Consider the following 5,198-nt stretch of genomic DNA (forward strand, 5'->3'; position numbering starts at 1 on the left):
TCTAAGGACCACCCGCTGGATGTGTTCCTCGCGGGGGACGACCCGCACGCGAAGGCGCGCGTCTCGTCGTTCGTCGAGAGTCTCGGACTGCGCCCGCTGGACGTCGGGCCGCTGCCCATGGCGCGCACGCTGGAGCACGTCTGCCTTCTGTCGCTGGGCCTCATGACCCACTCCGTCAAGCACACCCACTTCGCCATCGGCCTCAGCCTGTTCGGCTGAGTACGCCGGCACCACGACGTCTCGAATCACATCACCCACAAGGATTATCAGCATGCATGTTTTTGTTACCGGCGGAACCGGCCATTCCGGTCCGTATATCATTTCCGACCTCATCGCAGCCGGCCACACGGTTACTGCGCTAGCCCGGTCGGATAAGTCTGCGGAGGCAGTGTCCGCCCTTGGCGCCAAGGTGCGTCGCGGCGACCTTGATGATCTCGACGGGCTAAAGGCGGCAGCTGCAGATGCCGACGGCGTCATCCACGTCGCGCACCGGCAAGACCTGCTTCCCACCGGAGGCCTCGACGCGGTGGCTGCCGCGGAGCACAAGATCATGCTCGCCTACGGGGAGGCTCTGAAGGGGACCGGAAAGCCGCTGGTCACGTCCGGGAGCATCGGCTCGCCAGGTTGGGAACATCTCGGCCGTMCAGCCACCGAGGAGGACCCCACCCTCTCTGGCGGCGAGAAGTACAAAGGCACCTTGCGCGTTCGCAACATTGTCGAAACGACGGTGCTCGGCCTCGCCGAACAAGGCGTGCGCTCTTCGGTCGTACGCATTCCTACCATCATGCACAGCACGACCGACAACGCCGGCTTCCTCCCGATACTGATCGGGCTTGCGAAGGAGAAGGGCGTCGTAGGCTATCCCGGTGACGGCAAGAACAAGTGGTCGGCCGTGCACGCCCGCGACCTCGCCACCGTGTTCCGTCTGGCGCTGGAGAAGAGCCCCGCCGGCAGGAATTGGCATGCAGTTGCCGACGAGGCTATTCCGTTCCGCGACATCGCCGAAGCCATCGGCAGCCGCTTGAACCTGCCGGCCGTGCCGATTCCCGCGGATGAGCTGATGCTGCCGGGCTTTTTCGGGTTCCTCGCGAATCTGGTGAAGCTGGATGTCGCCGCATCCAGTGCCATTACCCGTCGGACCCTTGGCTGGGAACCCACTCAGCCCGGCCTGTTCGCCGATCTGGACAACGGCCATTACTTCCCTAACTCAACCCACTAGGACACTGCGCATGAGCACGATCAGCATCATTGGATCAGGCGGCATGGCCGCAGCGATCGGTGGCCGCGCCGCCAAGGCCGGACACGCCGTTGAGGTGATCAGCCGCGACGTCGCCAAGGCACGGGCGCTGGCCGACCGGCTCACGGCCCCAGCGACCACAGGGACCTACGGCGCCGCGCCGAAGGGCGACATCGTCATCCTCGCCGTGCCGTACAGCAGTGCGGCAGCGGTGGTCGCCGAGTACGGAAACGCGCTCGACGGCAAGGTCATCATCGACATCACCAACCCGGTGTCCAAAGACGCCAAAAGCCTCGTCACCCCCGCAGGCAGTTCGGGTGCGCAGGAGATCGCCAAGGGCGCGCCGGCCAGCGCGCATGTCGTGAAGGCGTTCAACACCCTCTTCGGCCCCGTCCTTGCTCAGCGTGGACGTCTCGACGCGTTCATCGCAGCTGATGATCCGGAAGCCAAGGCCCGCGTGTCGACCTTCATCGAGAGTCTCGGGCTGCGTCCGTTCGATGTCGGCGGCCTGCACATGGCTGCAACGCTCGAAKCGCTCGGCTTGATGCTTATCGGCCTGGCTCAAAACGGTGCCGGCAGCTTCGACATCGCGATGAAGGTCGACCTCGGATGAGCGTGCAAGAGAATGTCCAGGTTGTGAAGGACTTCTTTGCAGCCATGGGCAGCGGCGATAAGGAAGGCCTGCTCGCGTTGTGTGCCGACGATATCGAGTGGATCGTTCCGGGCGAGGATTGGTCGCTGGCCGGTACGCACCGGGGGCACGCGGGATTGCGTGCCTTCCTTCAGAAGGCCTCCGAAACGATGGAGACTTCATTCCCGGAGCCTCCTGAATACGTGGCGCAGGGAGACCGGGTTATGGTCGTGGGCTTCGCTACGGGAAGAATCAAAGCCACGAACAGGACGTTCGAGGACGATTGGGTGTTCGCCATTACCGTTCGAAAGGGCAAGGTGGCGAAGATTCGGGAGTATGTTGATACGCAGGCATTGGCGCGGGCCTCGGAGAGGGACTCGGGCTGACTAGCTCTGCGGCAGATCAGAAGAAGTGACGGCAGATGCCACATCGCTATTCGCAGTGATCAGAAACCGCCTGCCGAACTTGGGTCGATCTCCCCTCAATGACTGCGATAGCGTTCTCGATTTGCGGGACAGGACTGATCCCGAACATCACCGTACCTTTCGGCGGATGCCGCTCCCGATCGAGAAGTTGGCGTAAAGCAGGAAGCGATCCATTGGCCCCAGGACCAATGAGAGCGAGACTTCGTACACTGAAATATCGAACGCCGTTGTCTTTGCTATCCAATGCACCCTCGAGCGCAGGGACAAGCTCTACAGGTAACGCCTGATCTGGTCGCCTATGTCGAATCGCGTTGCATATTGAGAGCGCGGCATCTTTTGCATCGCCGATGTACTCGGGCTTACTGAGGCGGGATATGTCCCGTCGCATTTGCCCGGTAAATGAAGGCTGTTCCGCCCACGCGACGGAAGTACATAGAAGGGCGATAGCTACCGTCCAGTGAGCAATGCTATTCATCGCGGCCACTTCGTCGACTCTTGAAGGCAATGATTCCTTCGCCTTCCCGATGGCCGTTTCTAGACTCGTCCAACCAAAGTCGGGCGATCTCCGCGTCCGTCAAATCAGTCCATTCTCGTACCATGTCGTTCTCCGGCTCTACATGGAGTGCATTCGCGATCGCCAGCAACCCTCCGGGCGAATTGCGGCGAAGGACAAGTAATGAACGCTTGGGTTAAGAGACCCAGTTCGTCCGGCTCGAAACGATATGCCAACCCCAATGGTCGTGAGACACGACCGWCGTGATCGAGGCTGCGCAGACCACGCCACAGTAGTAACCGTATGTGACGTCATAATTCCCGTCCGGTCGCTTTACCGGGATGCCGATGCCGATGTGATAGTCCCCTTGCGTAGGACTGTTGGCCGCGGCGACGGTGGGCGCCGAGCTTGCCGGAAGGATCTTGATGCCCGGAATCTGTGCCTTGGCGATGGCGGTTGCTGGGAGATCGACAGGTTTCTCTGCACCCGTGCTGACACTGACATACCACGTACTTCCGAAGCCTCCCGGCGAAGGCGCCTTGCTTGGAGCAATCTTGAGCAGGACCGTGAGCCAGAGGTCTTCGAGATCCGGCGGCGGATGCAGACTTGCCTCCTCGCTCGCCTTGGCAACGGCCTTAGCTTTGGCGATCTCATCGCTCGCGCTGCCCTCGGCGGCGCATTTGTCCTGATGTTCGAACAAGGCACAGATTTCTCCGGTGCTCTCGTCCAGGGTAACGATGAAGCCATCCCCCGTATTCCGCTTGAACAGGGTCACCCAGCGAAGATTGGCGGCCTCGTAAGGCATGGGGGCGATAACCAGATCGGTCACCCCAGGCACCTGGCGGGCTACGCGACTACTAAGGTCGATAGCCTGCATCTGAGAGAGGATGGGTGCGTCGTTGGCAAAGGCAGGGGCGGCGATGGAGGCCACCAGGACCAGCGCCGGCCAGCGGGCGTGGAGGCAAAGGGTGCGAGCGGTCACTGTTCTCATGAACTTCCCCTACTCCCACCGTTCCTGTGGGCTTGAGGCTGAGCATAGGATTGCGTGCGGATGAAGTCGAGTCGTCCGGGGGGCGTTCCTCACGCACTCCAAGGACCTCCGTTCCTACAAGCTGTAACTCACCTTCGTTCCATCAATGACAGCGTGACCAGCCTTAACCAGTTCGCCCAGAACGGCCTTGATGTCGCTCTCGCCCAGCTGCTTCTGAAAGAGCGCCCCGATGGTGCTCGACAAAGTCTTGACCGTGCGGGGCCGCGCGCTGCCCCGCTGCCGAAGATTGGCTACAACGACTTCGACCTTCTCGGCCAAGGTTTTGGTATTGGCGGCCTTCAACAACGGGATATCGCTGACGTCCTTGTGCCGGGCTGCGAGAATCTTCTTGGTCTTCAGGTGGRCAATTAGTGGATCAAAGCCCGCGTCCTTGCTGATGATATGGAAGAAGGCTGTCGGATCCTCACAGGCGATCCGGCCGATGTAGTAGGCGACATGAAAATCCAGCGCGTTCGAACCATTGCCGCTGATCTTGACGTAGCTGGCATTTCCCCCGAGTGCCTGCATGGAATCAGCGACCTCGAAGGTCACCTTCGCCTGGCTGGCACCGACGAACAGCAGCACCTTGAAGGGCTGGTCACCTGCGAGTGCCGCCAAGGATTTAGGTTGGACGTTCTCGTAGTCCACCAGGACATAGTTCGTTCTCATGAGCCCCCTCCTCGCAGTTCAAGCCAATTGAATCGTCCAGCCGATCCAAGCGCTGGTCAACCGTATGAAGGAAGAGGGGTCACTCGGGCCATGTGCACGACTCCGACAGCCGCATCATCTCACCAGTCGCAGCTTCCGAGTCGTCACGCATAAGATGCGCCGTGATAGGGACGCCTTCGAGCGCCGCGTTGGTCGCGCCTGCCAGGCCACCAACGATGCGAAATCCCATGCCGGGGGACGAGATCGACGCCCTCGCCAGATACGATCCCTGCGATGCCGCCTGAACCACCATGATGGCAACGCCGCCGACGACGGTCCCAACAACTGCGCTGCCTTTGTCAGGCGTCTTGGCCGTGGACGCATCGGCATCGCGGACGACGCCACAGAGGTTCTCACCCCGCTGCACGATGGCAAGCCTCACGGCGTTGCACTGCTCGGCCGCGCCCTCCCTCGCGGGGTAGCACTCGGCATTCTTCCAGGTTCCGGTGAAGACATCGGGAGGCGGTATTGTTCCCTTTGGCTCGAGGTATCTGGCCGCGTTGCGGTCTGCGTTCCAACGGCTGACGGCTGGGTACTCCGAGGGCTCTCCCGGAACCGCCATTTCATACTGCGAGCCTGACAGAACCTTGCCCACACATCGATACGTGAAGTCGTTTGCCCCACTGGACGAGATGAACGTTCCGTCCTTCAACTTGCCGACACTGATGTAGCTC

General features: G+C 61.3%; 6 protein-coding genes and 1 pseudogene. 4 read left to right on the forward strand and 3 right to left on the reverse strand.

Going from position 1 to position 5,198, the window contains the following annotated elements:
- From AC1DT2_RS15215 to AC1DT2_RS15230, 4 genes and pseudogenes are all read left to right on the forward strand, one after another.
- Positions 1 to 219: pseudogene (locus tag AC1DT2_RS15215) on the forward strand (NADP oxidoreductase); the annotation flags it as partial.
- 52 nt (positions 220 to 271) lie between these two features.
- Positions 272 to 1,219 carry an SDR family oxidoreductase gene (locus tag AC1DT2_RS15220; RefSeq protein WP_477297214.1) on the forward strand — a complete coding sequence of 316 codons (948 nt, stop codon included), beginning with the start codon at positions 272 to 274 and terminating at the stop codon, positions 1,217 to 1,219.
- A 10-nt stretch (positions 1,220 to 1,229) separates the two neighbouring features.
- The gene (locus tag AC1DT2_RS15225) at positions 1,230 to 1,850 is read left to right on the forward strand and encodes an NADPH-dependent F420 reductase (protein WP_477297215.1); all 621 of its coding nucleotides are present in this window, start codon (positions 1,230 to 1,232) and stop codon (positions 1,848 to 1,850) included.
- Entirely contained in the window at positions 1,847 to 2,254 is a 408-nt protein-coding gene (locus AC1DT2_RS15230) for a nuclear transport factor 2 family protein (protein ID WP_477297216.1), read from the forward strand. Before AC1DT2_RS15225 ends, AC1DT2_RS15230 begins: the two co-directional genes overlap by 4 nt.
- A gap of 728 nt (positions 2,255 to 2,982) precedes the next feature.
- Here AC1DT2_RS15230 and AC1DT2_RS15235 read toward each other — a convergent pair.
- The 3 genes from AC1DT2_RS15235 to AC1DT2_RS15245 form a co-directional block, all read right to left on the reverse strand.
- A complete protein-coding gene (locus tag AC1DT2_RS15235; protein ID WP_477297217.1) occupies positions 2,983 to 3,777 on the reverse strand; it encodes a hypothetical protein in 795 nt (264 codons plus the stop codon).
- A 114-nt stretch (positions 3,778 to 3,891) separates the two neighbouring features.
- Entirely contained in the window at positions 3,892 to 4,485 is a 594-nt protein-coding gene (locus AC1DT2_RS15240; protein WP_477297218.1) for a PIN domain-containing protein, read from the reverse strand.
- A gap of 79 nt (positions 4,486 to 4,564) precedes the next feature.
- Positions 4,565 to 5,198, reverse strand: a 634-nt coding sequence (locus AC1DT2_RS15245; protein ID WP_477297220.1) for a hypothetical protein, incomplete at its 5' end; no start/stop codon positions are given.

Source organism: Luteibacter sp. P4_E6 (assembly GCF_056401535.1).